Below are 16,360 nucleotides of genomic sequence, written 5' to 3' on the forward strand. Positions count from 1 at the left end.
AACACTTTAGTTATTATGTGTTACAAAAAAACTTTAAAAACAATACTCAAAAATATTGACAAACAAGGGGTTGAGAATTATATGATAGCACCAAAGGTGTTAAAAAAGGGAGATAATTTAGGGTTAATTGCTCCGGCAAGTCCAACGCCTGTAGAAAAGATAGAAGCGTCAATTGAAAAGGTTAAAGAACTTGGTTTTAGAGTAACAGTTGGTGAAAGTTGCTATGGAGTTCATGGCTATTTATCAGGTAAAGATGAAATTAGGGCTAATGATATAAATAATATGTTCAAAGATGAAAGTATAGATGGTATATGGTGCATAAGGGGAGGCTATGGGACACCTAGAATTTTAGACATGCTTGATTATGATGCAATAAGATTGAACCCAAAAATTTTGATAGGATATAGCGATATTACAGCATTACATATAGCGATAAATCAGAAATGTGGATTAGTGACATTTCATGGCCCCATGGTTTCCACAGAACTTATTTACGGTTTAGATGATTTTACCTATGATTATTTAATTAAAAATGTCATGAATACTGAACCTTTAGGAATAATAAATAATCCAAAAGATTTGGAAATAAAAACCCTAGTAAAAGGAAAATGTAATGGCGTACTTATAGGTGGTAATTTATCTTTAGTAGCAGGAACAATTGGAACTCCTTTTGAGATAGATACGAAAGGCAAGATATTATTCCTCGAAGATATAGATGAAGAACCATATAGGATAGATAGGATGTTAACACAGCTTAAGCTAGCTGGTAAATTAGATGATGCAGAAGGTTTTATATTAGGACATTGGAATAATTGTATTGCTGAAGAACCAGAAAAAAGTTTAACTTTGATGGAGGTATTTGAAGAGATTATAACTCCACTTTGTAAGCCTACCGTATACAATTTTATGTCAGGGCATTGTATGCCTATGATTACTATTCCTTTTGGTGTAAAAGCAGAACTTGATGCTGATAACAAAACATTGATTTTAAATGAAGCTGCTACTATATCCAGATAAAAGAATTATAAATATAAAATAATATCGTTAAAATTAAAGTATTATAGTAGTCCTTAAATAAATAGCGATAAAAGCTGATTTTTAAGAACGACAATTAATATGAGGTGATAAAATGAATACCAATAAAGAATTAGCTATCATAAGGAAAGCAACAGTTCCAATATGCTTACATCCAAAACTTGATAGTGTAATGGCTGATGAAGGACTTCTAGGCATGATTGTTAAGATATTAAAAGGTGTAAAAGACGGATGGTACTATATTGAAACACATTACAATTATAAAGGTTATGTTCATAAAGACAATTTAATAATAGATGAGAAGAAAACTATTGAGTGGAAGAATAATGCTCATAATGTAGTAACTCATTCTTTTGCTGATGTCATGTCTCAACCTTCTTATCAAAGTTATATTATTGATACGCTAGTTAAAGGAAATGTTATAAGACTAACCAATAAAGAGAAGGACGGATGGGTTCAGGTTCAATTGCCTGATTATAGAAAAGGTTGGGTGCGTAGTGCTTTTGTAGGGGAGTTGATAACAACAATTGATAAAAGCAAAGAGGATATTTTAAGAAAAAACTTAGTAGAAACTGCTTTATCGTACTTAGGAACTCAATATAGATGGGGTGGGAAAAGCCCTCTTGGAATAGATTGTTCTGGACTTTGTTCAATTTCATATTTGCTCAATGGAATAATAATATATAGAGATGCAATACTGAAGGATGAGTATATGCAAAAAATTAGTATAGAAGAAGTTAAACCTGCTGACTTAATATTTTTCCCAGGACATGTTGCTATGTATATAGGAAATGATAAATTTGTACATTCAAGTTCAAGTATTAGTGGGGTAGGTATAAATAGCTTAAATCCAAGCCATTCTGATTACAGAGACGATTTAGCAAGAAAAATAATAGGTGTAGGTACTGTTTTTAATTCTTTGCTTGAATAAGTGTGATAATTTCCTCTATTAAAATGTCAGGTACGATGACAAAGGAAGTCATTGTATCTGACATTATTTTTATATTTAATACACATATACAGATATTTTAGATTCAATACTTTAATTTTCACATGATTACATAACGAAATTGTTTATAATATGACAATATTTCAAATATAAATAGTATCGTATTTAAAAACAAATAGAGTAACATATTTAAGTGTTAAAATAAAGTTTATAATAACTCTTTGTTTTATAAAAAACATTGTAATTATCAGAATTGTACTTATATATAAAAATATGCAGAAACATAATGAATATAAATTATATTACATTTTTTATTCTTATATCTTAGTTACAAAAAGAACAAAATATTAAAATTAGCATTAAATTTGGTTACTAAAAGACCAAAAACTTGCATAATATTGTTTAAATAAAAACAATGTGATAATATTAAATCGATTATTGGTTATATAAAATTAACACGACGGAGGGGAAAATATGAAAAAGGTATTGTCTTTAATTTTAGTACTTATTTTAGTAATTTCTATTTTATCTGGTTGTTCTTCAAGTGGAACTCCAACAGATGAAACTTCTTCTGACAAAACACCTGCAGAAGATAACAATACTAGTAATACAGGTATTGAAAAGATAGGGTTAGGGCATATAACATCAATTGCTAAGTCTAAGGACCTTGCAGTTGACAGCGAAGGCAATGAAGTTCTTCCAGTTGCTCAGGTTGATACTGTTGTTGCAGCAGTTGCATTTGATAAAGATGGTAAGGTTGTCAAGGTATCAATAGATTCTGCACAAACTAAGGTCAATTTTAATAGGGATCTTTCAATTGCCTCTGATTTAAATGCAGAACAAAAAACAAAACTGGAACTTGGTGATGACTATGGTTTAATAAAGGCTTCATCAATACAAAAAGAATGGTATCAACAAATTGCAGAACTTGAAAAATGGATGATAGGAAAGACAATAGATGAAATAAAAGCAATGAAGGTTAAAGGAGAAGATGATTCTCGTCCTGATGAACCTGAATTAACATCACTTGTTACTATAAGTGTTGGTGACTATATTGCTGCTGTTGAAGAAGCATATAATAACGCTGTTGAAGCAAAAGGTGCTGAAAAACTTGGACTTGCAACAAACATATCTATAGCAAAATCTAAGGGATTAAGTACTGATAATGATGGTAACGATATACTTCCAGTTGGTCAAGTTGATAATGTAATTTCTGCTACTGCATTTGATAAAGATGGGAAGGTCGTTAGAGCTATAATAGATAATGCACAAACAAAAGTTAACTTTGACAAAAATGGTAAAGTTATCTCAGATAGAAATGCAGAACAAAAAACAAAAGTGGAACTTGGTAATGACTATGGTTTAATAAAAGCTTCATCAATACAAAAAGAATGGTATCAACAAATTGCAGAACTTGAAAAATGGATGGTAGGAAAGACAATAGATGAAATAAAAGCAATGAAGGTTAAAGAGAGAGATGCTTCTCATCCATCAGTACCTGATGAACCTGAATTAACATCACTTGTTACTATAAGTGTTGGTGACTATATTGCTACAGTAGCTAAAGCTTTTGAAAACGCAAAATAATTTCAGATAAACATTAATCTCAAAAACTCTCTTATTTGCTTAATAGGAGAGTTTTTGAAATTTCCCATTAAATTATTTACGCTAATATAAACAAGGATGATGAATATGAAAAGAAAGATCAAAATAAGTATAATAGGATTATTATTTATATTATTATTTGTAGGATGTCAGAAGAACAGACAACCTGAATATACTAAATACAGTGATAGCTTTTTTGATACATTTGATACAATGACAAGAGTTGTAGGTTACACTAAAAGTGAAGAGGAATTTAATTCATATTTGGAAAAAATACATTCTAGATTTTTATATCTTCATAAACTATATGATATATATAATGATTATGAAGGTATAAATAATATAAAGACAATAAACGATAATGCTGGAATAAAGCCAGTAAAAGTTGATAAGGAAATAATAGATCTTATTGTCTTTGCAAAGGATTGGTATAAACGTACAGGTGGACGAGTAAATATTGCTATGGGTTCTGTTCTCAACATATGGCATGAATATAGAGAACAAGGTATGTATGACCCTCAGAATGCAAAATTACCTCCAATGGAGGATTTACTAGAAGCTGCTAAGCATACTGATATTGATAATATTGTAGTAGACATAGATAAGAGTACAGTATATCTTTCTGACAAAAATATGAGTATTAACGTTGGAGCAGTAGCTAAAGGTTATGCAACTGAAATCGTAGCACAAGAAATTATGAATGAAGGTTTAAAATCAGGGATTATAAGTGCTGGAGGGAATATACGGGTATTAGGTAAACCTCTTGATGGCATTCGCAAACGGTGGGGGATAGGCATACAAGATCCTGATAAGTTAATCGTATCAGATCCTCAAAATACTTTAGATGTTATATATCTAAATAATGCTTCAGTAGTTAGCAGTGGTGATTATCAAAGATATTATGTAGTAGATGGTAATGTGATTCATCATATAATTGACCCAGATACTCTCATGCCTGGTGAATACTATCGTGCTGTAACTGTATTGGCTGAAGATGCAGGAGTAGCAGATTTCTTATCTACAGCAGTATTTTTAATGCCATATGAAGAGGGCAGATTATTCGTTGATAGTCTTGAAGGAGTCGAAGCAATATGGATTATGAAAGATAAAGAGATTAAAGTCACTGATGGTATGAAGAAGATAATGCATAGTTTTGGTGCAACGGGAGCGAATTAGAAGAGATAAATAGAAAGGTAATAACTAAAATGATATAAAAAACCTCATAGATTTATACAAAAAAGTCTATGAGGTTTTTTGTTAAATAGCCCAGTTTCCATTTTTAAATATTTGAATTTTCTCACCATTTTCTTTTTCAGCAATTATATCTAAGTCTTTTGAACCTATCATGAAATCATTATGAATAAGAGAATAGTTAGCCCCTGCCTTTTCTAATTCTTCTTTTGACATTTTACTACCATTTTCTATACACATAGGATATGCCATTCCTAAAGCAAGATGACAAGATGCATTTTCATCGAATAGTGTATTATAGAATGTTATATTTGAATTAGATATAGGAGAATCATGTGGTACTAGAGCAATTTCACCAAGATAACTAGCCCCTTCATCTGTTTCAATTAGTTTCTTTAGCGTTTCATAGCCTTTTTCAGCTTCAAAGTCCACTACTTTACCATTTTTAAATGTTAATTTAAAATTATCAATTAGATTACCGCTATAGTTTAGAGGTTTTGTATTTTTAACAGTGCCATTCACTCCTGTTTTTAATGGCATTGTGAAGACTTCTTCAGTGGGCATATTAGCAATGAAATATATATTTTTTGCATTTAATTCTCCGCCACCTGCCCAAACATGTCCTTTTGGAAGTTCAACTACGAGGTCAGTTTCACTAGATGTAAGATGTAAACTTTTGAATTTCATTTTATTTAAATAGTTTACTTTTTTAGTTAAATTATTAATATGGTCATTCCAAGCTTTTATCGGGTCTTCTTCATTTATCCTAACTACATTAAATATGGCTTCCCAAAGCTTTTCTAAAGCTTTTTCGTCATCCAATTTTGGGAACACTTTTTTTGCCCAATCTTTTGTAGGGATTGAGACAATAGACCATGATACAATACTATTCATTATGTATTGTCTATATTTTTTTAAAGCAATTCCTCTTGCTTTATTAAAATTAGCTATTCTTTGTTGGTCTACCGATTTTAACAATTCTGGATTTGATGCAGAAATAGAAAGAAATGCAGCATTGTTCTCTGCAAATTGTTCGAAAGCATCAGCTTTCCACTTAGGAAATTGACTAAATACACTATCATCGGCATTTAAGAATCTCATCAAAGTAAGTTGTTCATCGGACCATTCAACATGAACATCTTTTGCACCTGCTTCATAAGCATATTTTGCAACTAGTCTAACAAAATTAGCACACTCAATAGGTGAGTTAATAACAAGTATTTGATTTTTTTGAAGATTTACTCCTACATGTACAGCAAGCTGAGCATACTTATTTAGTAAAGTCTCAAAATTTTTCATAAATTTATGCTCCTTTCATAAATTATCGTTCTGTTAACTTAAATGAAAATTGAAAGTCTCGAACTCCTTTAGGTATAATAGCAATAGACACAAAAACACTACTCCAAAGGAGGTCGAGACCTATGACTATTATACCAAAAATTAAGTGTCCTAGATGTAATTCTTCAAAACTTTATAAATTTGGCAAAGATCCTTATGGTTATCAAAAGTATCAATGCCGTGATTGTAGACGTCAATTTTCTACAAAGCCTAAATCTAATACTACACGCAATACCAAACATCCAAGATGTCCCAAGTGTGGCAAAGCATCTTTTATTCATCATAATTATAAACACTATACAAACTATAGATGCTCAGATAAAAAGTGTTACCATTCTTTCTTTATCGCTAAACCAACTACTATCGATAATCCCTCATCGTCTAACCTTTCCGGTAAAACTGATTTTAAAAGAATGAGGTTTCCTATGTTTGTTATTATTACTGCTCTTAACCTTTATTTTTTAAATAACTCTTCAACAAGAAAAATATCACAGTTTCTTTATATTACATATAATATTAAGGTTTCCCATGTATCCATTGCATCCTGGGTTAAAAAGTTTGCACCTTTGTTTGACAGTATATCTAGTAAGCTTTCTTCAACCATTGACTTATCTTCTTCTGATGAGTGGCATGCTGATGAAACTGTTGTTAAAATTAATGGTAAAAAACATTATCTCTGGTTTATCATTGATTCTGAAACTCGCTTTATTATAAATTTTCATCTATCTCCTTACAGAAATTCTAACCAGGCCTTCAGCCTTTTTAAAAAAGCAAAGAAATTTGGCATTCCTAATACTATCGTTACTGATAGATATAGTGCTTATAAGGTGCCTGCTAAATCTATCTTTGCCGGTGCCAACCATATAAGAGTTGAATCTTTTGATGATGATATATCAAACAATATAATTGAATCTTTTAATAAGGAATTTAAAGCCTGGTATAAACCAAAGCGAGGTTTTAACTGTTTCGAAAGCGCTAATAACTTAATTGCAAACTTTGTATTCTTCTTTAATTATATACGGCCTCATTCTTCTTTGAGTAACCTTACTCCTGCCCAGGTAGCAGGTGCCAAATATAGCGATAGAGATCGCAGTAATTGGTTATTATCTGCATAATATTTACTTGTTAAGGGTTCTCTCTGCTTTGCCTTATTTCTTGGTTTATTTGCTATGCAATTTTTATTTTTACAGCCCTTAACCATTCCATAGCTATTTAAAATAAAGCTGTCAAGGGCGAGCTTTGCTCGTTTATCTTGACCCTTGACAGCTTTATTGTAATAGCTAAAATTCATATAGGGCTGTAAGGTCAAGATCCATTAAGAATTTTTCTATAAAATCATGCTATTTTTTCATTTTAAGTTAACAGTTCCTAAATTATTTGTCTGCTAGAATAAAAAATTATTTGATTGTTTTGTAAATAATAGTTAATGATTTTTTAGAGCTTTGTTTAAGTCAAAATTTATATATAGATTATTAATATAAACTATCTCTTATTATTAATTATAATCGAAAAAATTGCACAATAGAATATTATATTAATTTTTTCAATTTTAAATTTTAAGTCTGTAGTAATTATAAGATTTTCTAAATTATTATATTTTAAAAATATATTTTTGTATAAGCTTAATTATATATTAAAGCAATAGTTTAGTATTTTTTGCACTTTTATTCAAAATTCTCAATTGTTTATGTTTGATATGAAATTACGTGGGTATTTATATGACATAACAATTATTAATTAAAATAATAGGAGGTTTTAATATGAAAAAATTTGTTTGTACAGTTTGTGGATATGTTCATGAAGGAAATGAGCCACCAGAAAAATGCCCTGTATGTAATGCGCCAAAAGAAAAATTTGTTGAAAAGAAAGAAGATGAATTACAATGGGCTGATGTACATAGGATTGGAGTGGCTAAAGATGTAGATCCTGAAGTAATAGAAGGACTTAGAGCTAATTTTACTGGAGAATGTACTGAAGTAGGAATGTATCTTGCTATGAGTAGACAAGCTGATAGGGAAGGATTTCCAGAGATTGCTGAGGCATACAAGAGAATTGCATTTGAAGAAGCAGAGCATGCAGCTAAATTTGCTGAATTGTTAGGTGAAGTAGTTGCTGCTGACACTAAGAAAAATTTAGAGATGAGAGTAGAGGCTGAATTTGGAGCTTGCCAAGGCAAAAAAGAACTTGCTACAAAAGCAAAGCAGTTAAATTATGATGCTATACATGATACTGTACATGAAATGTGCAAAGATGAAGCAAGACATGGTGCTGCTTTCAAAGGATTACTTGATAGATATTTTGGAAAATAATTATATTATATAATAAATCCACTGGTTAAGCCGGTGGATTTATTATATATTTATTGACAAATAAAATACCATGATATATCATCTACTTGAAAATCATTTTCAAATTACTTAAGAGGAGGGAATATCGTGAAGAAATTTGTTAATTATTTATTAATTATTGTTGTATTTATTTCGTCTATGGTTTTTACTGCGTGTACAAATACAACTGTTGATGAGGAATTAAATAGTGAAAATAAACAAATAGAAAAAGGTAAAGAGGAAGTTCAAAAAAACGATATTACGTTTAATATTGCAGTTTTAAAGGGACCTACTGGAATGGGAATAGCGAAATTAATGGATGATGTCAATAAAGGTACTTCTAAAATTAAAGCAAATTTTTCTATATATGGAGCTCCAGATGAATTAGTTGGAAAAATAATTAACGGTGAAGTAGATATAGCTGCTGTTCCAACAAATTTGGCTTCAGTTCTTTATAATAAAACTGAAGGGAAAGTACAACTTGCTGCTGTTAATACCCTTGGAGTATTGTACATATTGGAAACGGGTAATGAAATTACAAATATTGAAGATTTAAGAGGTAAAAAAATCTGGGCTAGCGGAAAAGGTGCTACACCTGATTATGTTTTACAATATATTTTAAAAGAAAATGGAATTGATCCAGAGAATGATGTAGATATAGATTTTTCACTTCAACATGCTGAATTGGCTGCTGCAGTCGCCTCAAATGATGCATCCATTGCTCTATTGCCTCAACCTCATGTAACTACGGCATTGATGAAAAATAGTAATGTGAGGATTGCACTAGATATGACTAAAGAGTGGGAAAAAGTAGCTGGTGATAAAAGTAAGCTTTCTATGGGGTGTATAATAGTAAATAAGAAATTTGCTAATGAAAACAAAGACATGGTAAATCAATTTTTAAAAGAATATAAATCTTCAATTGAATGGGTTAATGATAATCATAAAGAAGCTGGAACTTTAATAGAAAAATATGAAATATTACCTAATGCTGCGATAGCAGAAAAGGCTATACCAACTAGCAACATAGTTTATATTGATGGAGAGGAAGCAAAAAGTGTTTTAAAGGGATTTTATGATGTATTATTTAACTTTAATCCTGCGTCTTTAGGAGGAAAAATACCTGATGAAGGTTTTTACTACTAAAAGTAAGAAAAGTATATATAATATAGGAGTTGTACTATTTTGGATTACTGTATGGGAGATTTTATTTCTTATTATTAATAGAGAAATATATCTCCCTTCTCCATTTGAAACTGTAAAATCCTTATTTCGACTTATAAAGGCAAAAATTTTTTGGAATACCATTTTTGCTACAGTAGGAAGAGTAATATTGGGATTTTTCTTATCTTGTTTTTTGGGAACAGTTTTAGGAGTAATATGTGGTTTAAATAAATACATATATTGGATTTTTCAACCTTTAATGGTGACTATAAAGTCAACTCCAGTTATGTCATTTATTATCATTGCACTTATTTGGTTCAAGTCAGACATAGTTCCAGTATTTATTTGTTTCTTAATATGTTTTCCAATTATATGGACATCTACGGTAAAAGGGATAAATGAAGTTGATTTTAAATTACTTGAGATGGCAAAAGTTTATAGTGTGAAGAAGATACATATTATTGAGAAGATTTACTTACCTTCAATAGTTCCATATTTATCTGCAAGTATGGTTACTGCTCTAGGGATAGGATGGAAAGCAACTGTAGCAGCAGAAGTATTGAGTAATCCTAAACTGTCTATTGGAGCTAGATTATATGATGCAAAAGTTTATTTAGAATCAGAAAATTTATTTGCTTGGACTTTAGTAGTTGTACTTTTAAGTATGCTGTTTGAATATGTTTTTAAAATATTAATGGGTAGATTTTTATATAGTAAAAATCCTAAGGATGTGTAAAAATGATATCTTTAAAAAATATTACGAAAAAATATGGGAATCTATTAGTATTACATGATTTTAATATAGATATAGATGATGGCAAAATAATATGTTTATTTGGTCCTTCAGGATGTGGAAAAACTACTTTGCTAAATATTATTGCAGGACTTATTAAGTATGATGAAGGTAACGTTTTAGGCATTGATGATAAACGAATCTCGTATATATTTCAGGAAACAAGGCTTTTGCCTTGGAGTACTATAGAGGACAATATCATTTTTGTATTACGTGATAAATATAATAAGGATGATGCTATAAAAATTGCAAGAGATTATTTAAGATTTGTTGAATTATTGGAATATAAGGATTATTATCCTCATCAATTAAGTGGTGGAATGAAACAAAGAGTGTCTATAGCTAGAGCTTTTGCTTATGAATCAGAAATATTATTGATGGATGAACCTTTTAAGGGATTAGATATAGAGCTAAAGAGAAATTTAATTAATATTTTCTTGAGTTTATGGAAAAAGAATAATAAGACTGTTGTTTTTGTGACGCATGATATAGATGAAGCTCTTCTTATATCTAATACAGTCTATGTATTAGGTGGTAAGCCTTCTAATATAAAAGAAAAAGTAGATATTAATGTAGTTCAAAGAGAGAGAAAACTCAATAGTCAAGAAATGATAAAATATAAAGAGGAAATTGTTAAAGCTATTAAATAGAAAAAGAATTTAGTAGATTTTGTTAAAATATAATAATGCAAGATTACAATTGAATAAAAGTGGTACATATATAATATAGTAGTATTATTTGGAGGTGTTAACTATGTTATTCACTAATTTTTTAGAAGAAAGGCAATCCATTAGAGATTATAAGGATAAAATGGTTGATAAGGAGTCAATGTCAAAACTGAAAGATTATATTTCAGAAATTCGAAAAGAATGTAAGAATAATAAAATTGACTTTATACTTTTTGAAGATGGTAAAAAAGTATATAATAAGTTAAATGGTATAGGAGGATATACTGGAGTTATGGTAAGAAGCCCCCATTATATTGGATTGTGTATATCTGATAGAAGCCAAGATACAATAATAAAATCTGCATATAATATGGAAAAACTTTTAGCCAAGATTCATAATTTAGGATTAGGAAACTGTTGGATAAATCTATTTGAGGTTCCAGAAAATATCAAGAAAGAATTGTTTGATGATGATAGATATTTTATGGATTACTTGGTAGCTATTGGTTATCCTAAAAAGATGAAATCCAAATCTAAACCAAATAGTTTTAGATTACCTATAAATGATATTGTATATTTTAAAGAATGGGGCAATAAAATAGATTTGGATATTTTAGAACAAAGGGGACTTTTGGATTTATTCCATTATATTAGATATGCACCATCTAATAAAAATAATCAGCCATGGAGATTTATAATTAAAGATGATAAAATACTTCTTGGAATACTAGATCCTGATATTATAGAAAACTTAACTGATGCCGGGATAGTAATGTACTATTTTGAAGAGTTGGGTAAAAGGATAGGAATAAATAACAAATGGAATATATTGGAAAATTCTAAAAATGTATCAGGAAATGAGGAGTATAAGATTATAGCAGAGTACTATTTATAGATAAGTAAAAACTGCTAAAGTGTAAATGTGATTAAAATAATAAATTATGCTATACTGTAATATATAAGTTGAAATATCATATGAGATGTGAGGATGATGCTATGAAAAAATGTTCAATTTGTAAAAAAAATATTGCTGTAATATATACTACGAGAAATGTAAACGGTAAAGATGAAGTAATAGGTTTATGTATGGAATGTGCGAAAAAGATGGGATTACCTATTATGAATCAAATGATGCAGCAAATTAACATGAGTCCTGAAGACATAGAAAATTTGAGTGAGCAGATTAGCAATATGTTTGAAGACATGAATGTAGATAATATTGATTTGTATAATGATGAAAATGTAAATCCAGTAACAGCTTTTTTTTCTAATTTTAGTAATATGGGCAAGCAAAAAGTAGACAATAAAAAAGAGTTTCCAAAGGAGAATAAATCGCCTTATAATGAAAAAAAAGTTGAGACACAAGAAGAAAACAAGAAAAAGAGAAAAAAGAAGAAGTATCTCGATAAATTTGGAATTAATTTAACTGAGAAAGCTCGAAATAATCAGGTTGATAAAATTATAGGTAGACATAGAGAGATAGACAGAGTTATACAGATATTAAATAGAAGAAATAAAAATAATCCTATTTTAATTGGAGAACCTGGAGTTGGAAAAACTGCAATTGCTGAAGGATTAGCTGTGAGAATTGTAGAAAAGCAAGTTCCTGCAAAACTTTTAGGAGTGGAAATATATCTTCTTGATATGACTGCAGTTGTTGCAGGTACTCAATTTAGAGGGCAATTTGAAGGACGAATGAAGGCGATTATCGATGAAGCTGTAGAACATGGAAATGTAATATTAGTCATTGATGAAGTTCATAATATTGTAGGAGCTGGAGAAGTAAATGGTGGTGCTATGAATGCTGCTAATATCTTAAAACCTGCTTTAGCTAGAGGAGAGATTAAGGTCATTGGGACTACAACTATTGATGAATATAGGAAGCATATCGAGAAGGATTCTGCTCTTGAGCGAAGATTTCAACCAGTGCTAGTTGATGAATCTACTGTAGATGAAACTATAGAGATATTAAAAGGAATAAAGAAATATTATGAAGACTATCATAAAGTTAAAATTTCTGATGAGGTTATTGAAGAAGCAGTAAAGTTATCTGAACGTTATATTACTGATAGATATTTGCCTGATAAGGCAATAGATGTTATTGATGAGGCAGGATCAAGAGCAAACCTTAAAAATGAGGGATTTGTTGAATTAGAGGCATTAAAAGAAGAATTAAAGAATGTACAAGAAGAGAAGGAAAAGGCTGCATCTGTAGATGATTATGAAAAAGCTGCAGAATATAAAATGAAAGAAATAAATATTGAAGAAAAAATTAAAGAAATAGAAAAAAAATGTAGTGAAGTTGAAATAACTATTGATGATATAGCTTATGTGATTGAAGCGTGGACTAAGATTCCAGTTCAAAGAATTACAGAAAAAGAGGCAATGAAACTTTTAAAACTTGAGGAAAGATTGCATAAAAGAGTAGTAGGCCAAGAACAAGGAGTAAGAAGCCTTTCAAGAGCAATAAGACGAAACCGTTCAGGATTTAAGAAAAGGAAAAAGCCTTCATCGTTTATATTTGTTGGCCCTACTGGAGTTGGAAAGACTGAATTAGCTAGAGCTCTAGCATACGAATTATTTGGTAGTGAAGAAGCAATGATTAGGCTTGACATGTCAGAATACATGGAAAAGCATACAGTTTCAAAACTAATTGGTGCTCCTCCAGGATATATTGGATTCGATCAAGGTGGACAATTAACTGAGAAAGTTAGAAGAAAGCCTTATTCTGTGATACTTATGGATGAGATAGAGAAAGCTCACCCTGATGTTTTCAATATGTTATTGCAAATACTTGAAGATGGTAGACTTACTGATAGTGAAGGTAGAACTGTTTATTTTGAGAATACAGTGATAATAATGACTTCAAATATTGGAACTAGTTTTAAAACTAATAGCATAGGCTTTGAGAAAGACAATTATGATGCACTTGAAGTTAGGATAAAAGATGAATTGAAACGAGCATTTAGACCGGAATTTTTAAATAGAATTGATGAAATAGTGGTATTTACACATTTGACTAAAGATGAGCTTCGTAAAATAGTGGATTTAATGCTCAAAGAAATATATATTGAGGTTAAAGATAAAGGTATGAATATAGATATTTCAGAAGATGTAAAAGATTTTATATTAGAAAAAGGATATGATAAGAAATTTGGTGCTAGACCGTTAAGAAGAGTAATACAGAAATATATAGAAGATGAAATTGCAGAAAAATATTTAAAAAATACCTTTAAAGAAGGACAAACAATAAAGGTAGTACTTGAAGAAGGTAAAATTGTAATTAAATAAGAAAAAACTAGAAATTTTGAATAAGATCTAAATTTGTAAAATTTAATATAATATTTTATTGACAGAGATATATCCAATAACTATAATATAAATTGATAAATGAATAATATGGTTTTAGGTGCCCTTTAAGAAGGGAGAATAGGGAATCGAGTGAAAATCTCGAACGGGCCCGCCACTGTAAGAGTGAGTTAGCATCTAGTTGCCACTTCGTTTAGAGGGAAGGCGATGCATTTAACTATGAACTCAAGTCAGGAGACCTGCCTAAAACTTGCTAAACTTCTTTCGTGTGAAAAAGAAGTGTAGGTTAGGATGATGGAAAGTCCATACCATTTTTTTGGTATGGACTTTTTTAGTTAAAAATTTAAAAAGGAGGTATTTGTATGGAGATATTAAAGGAAACTTTAAAAAAAATTGAGGGCTTAGATAAAAAATCTATGGATAAGGCAAGGGAGAGAATAAACAGTTTGATTAAGCCTGTTGGGAGTTTAGGGAAATTAGAAGAAATAGCTGTACAATTATCAGGAATAACTGGTGAGTTATATCCTAAAGTAGATAACAGAGCTATAATTACTATGGCAGCAGATAATGGGGTAATGGAGGAAAAAGTATCACCTGCTCCTCAAGAAGTTACCAAAATTATGACATCATATATTGCTAATGGAGTAAGTGGAGTAGGTGCTTTAGCAAATCAAGCAAGAGCAGATGTTATAGTAGTTGATATTGGAGTTGCAAGTGAGATTGATAATATAAAAGTTGTGAATAGGAAAATTAAGTATGGGACAGAAAACATAACAAAAGGTCCTGCAATGACAAAAGATGAGGCAATTAAAGCTGTAGAGGTAGGGATAGAAATAGCAACAAAGGAAATAAAAAAAGGGAGAAATTTACTTGGTACTGGAGAAATGGGGATAGGGAATACTACAACAAGTACTGCTATTCTCTCAGTGATGGGAGGAATTGACCCAGAAGAAATAACAGGTGTAGGTGCTAATTTACCCAAAGACCAATTAATTAATAAAATTAATGTTATTAAAAAGGCTATAGAAATTAATAGACCAAACAAAAATGATTGGTTAGACGTGTTAAGCAAAGTTGGAGGTCTTGACATAGCAGGTATGGCAGGGGTTATGGTAGCAGGGGCAGCAAATAGAGTACCAGTAGTAGTTGATGGATATATTTCTACTGCTGCGGCAATAATTGCAGTTGCTATGGAGCCTAAAATTAGAGATTTTTTAATACCTTCACATGCGTCAAATGAAAAAGGTGCTAAAAAAGCATCTGAATTACTAGGGTTTGAGCCTCCACTATATTTAAACATGAGACTTGGAGAAGGAACAGGTGCAGCAATTATGTTTAATATAATAGAAGCTGCAGTATTTATGATAAAAAAGATGATTACATTTGGTGAAGCAGGAATAGAAGCAGTATAAATTATAAGTTATTGAAAGATAACGAAAAAGGTGTGAAGAATTGAAAAGATTATTTTCACACCTTTTTCTTACTCAAAATTTTTTAAAATAGGTTCTACAACTTTGTTTTCTAAAGGACTTGATAAGACAAGTAGGGTTTCAGTATTACCAAAGGTTTGAATTTTAGCTATAAGTTTTTCTAGTTCAGACATTTCATTTAGACTAGCTTTGACAATCATGCAATATGGACCAGTAACATGATGGCATTCAACTATATAATTATTATTAAGGACAAATTCCTTGAATTTATTATGCATATCGACATTCATGTCTACATTGATGATTACACTTATTGGGCGACCTATTTTTTCGTAATTTATTGTAGCCCTATATCCTGTAATTATATTATTTTCTTCAAGTTTTTTTACTCTTTCTGTAACTGCTGGAGGACTTAGGGCCACTAATTTACCGAGATCTTTCATAGAAATTCTTCCATTTTGCTGTAAAATTTTAAGTATTTTGACATCTGTTTCATCCATTTTATTTCCTCCTTTAAAAAATAAAAAAGCAACAATAAAATACTTTATTTA

The 16,360-nt window shown here is 30.3% G+C and carries 14 protein-coding genes and 1 riboswitch; of the genes, 12 read left to right on the forward strand and 2 right to left on the reverse strand.

The features are described from left to right. The first annotated feature begins 81 nt into the window (after nucleotides 1–81). The 4 genes from ACZ41D_RS06020 (at nucleotide 82) to ACZ41D_RS06035 (ending at nucleotide 4,765) form a co-directional block, all read left to right on the forward strand. Nucleotides 82–1,017, forward strand: coding sequence for a S66 peptidase family protein (locus ACZ41D_RS06020; RefSeq protein WP_464153001.1), 936 nt, complete (start codon nucleotides 82–84; stop codon nucleotides 1,015–1,017). Between the two features lie 112 nt (nucleotides 1,018–1,129). Beyond that, nucleotides 1,130–1,966: an NlpC/P60 family protein gene (locus ACZ41D_RS06025; RefSeq protein ID WP_464153002.1), complete on the forward strand. Its 837-nt coding sequence runs from the start codon at nucleotides 1,130–1,132 to the stop codon at nucleotides 1,964–1,966. A 492-nt stretch (nucleotides 1,967–2,458) separates the two neighbouring features. Beyond that, nucleotides 2,459–3,571: a hypothetical protein gene (locus ACZ41D_RS06030; RefSeq protein ID WP_464153003.1), complete on the forward strand. Its 1,113-nt coding sequence runs from the start codon at nucleotides 2,459–2,461 to the stop codon at nucleotides 3,569–3,571. Nucleotides 3,572–3,676: 105 nt separating this feature from the next. Then, nucleotides 3,677–4,765: an FAD:protein FMN transferase gene (locus ACZ41D_RS06035; protein ID WP_464153004.1), complete on the forward strand. Its 1,089-nt coding sequence runs from the start codon at nucleotides 3,677–3,679 to the stop codon at nucleotides 4,763–4,765. An 81-nt stretch (nucleotides 4,766–4,846) separates the two neighbouring features. Here the strand turns inward: ACZ41D_RS06035 and ACZ41D_RS06040 are convergent, their stop codons facing one another. Beyond that, nucleotides 4,847–6,079, reverse strand: coding sequence for an aminopeptidase (locus ACZ41D_RS06040; RefSeq protein ID WP_464153005.1), 1,233 nt, complete (start codon nucleotides 6,077–6,079; stop codon nucleotides 4,847–4,849). A gap of 122 nt (nucleotides 6,080–6,201) precedes the next feature. Between ACZ41D_RS06040 and ACZ41D_RS06045 the strand changes: the two genes are divergently transcribed. The 8 genes from ACZ41D_RS06045 to cobT all read left to right on the forward strand — a co-directional run bounded on the left by ACZ41D_RS06045 (nucleotide 6,202) and on the right by cobT (nucleotide 15,791). Continuing rightward, a complete protein-coding gene (locus tag ACZ41D_RS06045; RefSeq protein WP_464150957.1) occupies nucleotides 6,202–7,233 on the forward strand; it encodes an IS6 family transposase in 1,032 nt (343 codons plus the stop codon). Nucleotides 7,234–7,878: 645 nt separating this feature from the next. Then, on the forward strand, nucleotides 7,879–8,427 hold the full coding sequence (locus ACZ41D_RS06050) for an NADH peroxidase (RefSeq protein ID WP_464153006.1): 549 nt from the start codon (nucleotides 7,879–7,881) through the stop codon (nucleotides 8,425–8,427). 126 nt (nucleotides 8,428–8,553) lie between these two features. Next, a complete protein-coding gene (locus ACZ41D_RS06055; protein WP_464153008.1) occupies nucleotides 8,554–9,591 on the forward strand; it encodes an ABC transporter substrate-binding protein in 1,038 nt (345 codons plus the stop codon). Continuing rightward, nucleotides 9,572–10,345, forward strand: coding sequence for an ABC transporter permease (locus ACZ41D_RS06060; protein ID WP_464153009.1), 774 nt, complete (start codon nucleotides 9,572–9,574; stop codon nucleotides 10,343–10,345). Before ACZ41D_RS06055 ends, ACZ41D_RS06060 begins: the two co-directional genes overlap by 20 nt. A 2-nt stretch (nucleotides 10,346–10,347) precedes the next feature. Next, nucleotides 10,348–11,052 (forward strand): ABC transporter ATP-binding protein, encoded by a 705-nt coding sequence (locus tag ACZ41D_RS06065; RefSeq protein ID WP_464153010.1) that lies wholly within the window; start codon nucleotides 10,348–10,350, stop codon nucleotides 11,050–11,052. Between the two features lie 103 nt (nucleotides 11,053–11,155). Beyond that, entirely contained in the window at nucleotides 11,156–11,965 is an 810-nt protein-coding gene (locus tag ACZ41D_RS06070; protein WP_464153011.1) for a nitroreductase family protein, read from the forward strand. Nucleotides 11,966–12,066: 101 nt separating this feature from the next. Beyond that, entirely contained in the window at nucleotides 12,067–14,361 is a 2,295-nt protein-coding gene (locus ACZ41D_RS06075; protein ID WP_464153012.1) for an ATP-dependent Clp protease ATP-binding subunit, read from the forward strand. A 99-nt stretch (nucleotides 14,362–14,460) separates the two neighbouring features. Then, nucleotides 14,461–14,640, forward strand: a riboswitch (cobalamin riboswitch). A 101-nt stretch (nucleotides 14,641–14,741) separates the two neighbouring features. Next, a complete protein-coding gene (gene cobT / locus ACZ41D_RS06080; protein WP_464153013.1) occupies nucleotides 14,742–15,791 on the forward strand; it encodes a nicotinate-nucleotide--dimethylbenzimidazole phosphoribosyltransferase in 1,050 nt (349 codons plus the stop codon). Between the two features lie 68 nt (nucleotides 15,792–15,859). Here the strand turns inward: cobT and ACZ41D_RS06085 are convergent, their stop codons facing one another. Continuing rightward, on the reverse strand, nucleotides 15,860–16,309 hold the full coding sequence (locus tag ACZ41D_RS06085) for an Lrp/AsnC family transcriptional regulator (RefSeq protein WP_464153014.1): 450 nt from the start codon (nucleotides 16,307–16,309) through the stop codon (nucleotides 15,860–15,862). Between the last annotated feature and the right edge of the window lie 51 nt (nucleotides 16,310–16,360).

This window comes from Brassicibacter thermophilus (assembly GCF_055378355.1).